This is a genomic window from Allobosea sp. LC85 (genome assembly GCF_000735605.1).
Classification (GTDB): domain Bacteria; phylum Pseudomonadota; class Alphaproteobacteria; order Rhizobiales; family Beijerinckiaceae; genus Allobosea.
In genome coordinates, this window is sequence record NZ_JPKG01000014.1 from 1 (window position 1) to 1199 (window position 1199).

Below are 1199 nucleotides of genomic sequence, written 5' to 3' on the forward strand. Positions count from 1 at the left end.
GCCAAGCGTGAGACCGTCTTCCTGCGCGAGTTGCTCGCCAGCCAGGATTTCGAGTCGACCAAGCACAAGCTGGCGCTCTGCCTCGGCAAGACCATCGGCGGCGAGCCGGTGATCGCCGATCTCGCCCGCATGCCGCATCTGCTCGTCGCCGGCACCACCGGCTCGGGCAAGTCGGTCGCGATCAACACCATGATCCTGTCGATCCTCTACCGGCTCACGCCTGCACAGTGCCGGCTGATCATGGTCGATCCCAAGATGCTCGAGCTCTCCGTCTATGACGGCATCCCGCATCTGCTCACCCCCGTCGTCACCGATCCGAAGAAGGCCGTGGTCGCGCTGAAATGGGCGGTGCGCGAGATGGAGGAGCGCTACAAGAAGATGTCGAAGCTCGGCGTGCGCAACATCGACGGCTTCAATGTCCGGGTCGGCGAGGCGCTGGCTGCCGGCGAGATCATCACCCGCACCGTGCAGACCGGCTTCGACAAGCATTCGGGCGAGGCGATCTACGAAGAGGAGGTGATGGATCTGGGGCCCCTGCCCTATATCGTCGTCATCGTCGACGAGATGGCCGACCTGATGATGGTCGCCGGCAAGGAGATCGAGGGCACGATCCAGCGCCTGGCGCAGATGGCGCGCGCCGCCGGCATCCATGTCGTGCTGGCGACCCAGCGGCCGTCGGTCGACGTCATCACCGGCACGATCAAGGCCAATTTCCCGACCCGCATCTCGTTCCAGGTCACCTCGAAGATCGACAGCCGCACCATTCTCGGCGAGATGGGCGCCGAACAGCTGCTCGGCCAGGGCGACATGCTCTACATGGCCGGCGGCGGCCGCATCACCCGCGTGCACGGGCCGTTCGTCTCGGATGCCGAGGTCGAGAAGGTCGTGGCGCATCTGAAGACGCAAGGCCGGCCGGACTATCTCGACGCGGTCACCGCCGAGGAGGAGGCCGGCAGCGAGGACGAGGATGGTGGCGCTGTCTTCGACAAGAGCGGCATGGGCCAGGCCGAGAGCGAGGATCCCTACGACCAGGCGGTCGCGGTCGTGCTGCGCGACAAGAAGGCCTCGACCTCCTATATCCAGCGCCGCCTGCAGATCGGCTACAACCGCGCCGCCTCGATCATGGAGCGCATGGAGAACGAGGGCATCGTCGGCCCCGCAAACCACGCCGGCAAGCGAGAGATCCTCGTCGAGGCCAG

1 protein-coding gene is annotated in these 1199 nt (G+C 65.9%); it reads left to right on the plus strand.

The window, feature by feature from the left end:
- Positions 1-1199 (plus strand): DNA translocase FtsK (locus FG93_RS06300; protein WP_043233066.1); only part of this gene is annotated, 1199 nt, incomplete at both ends.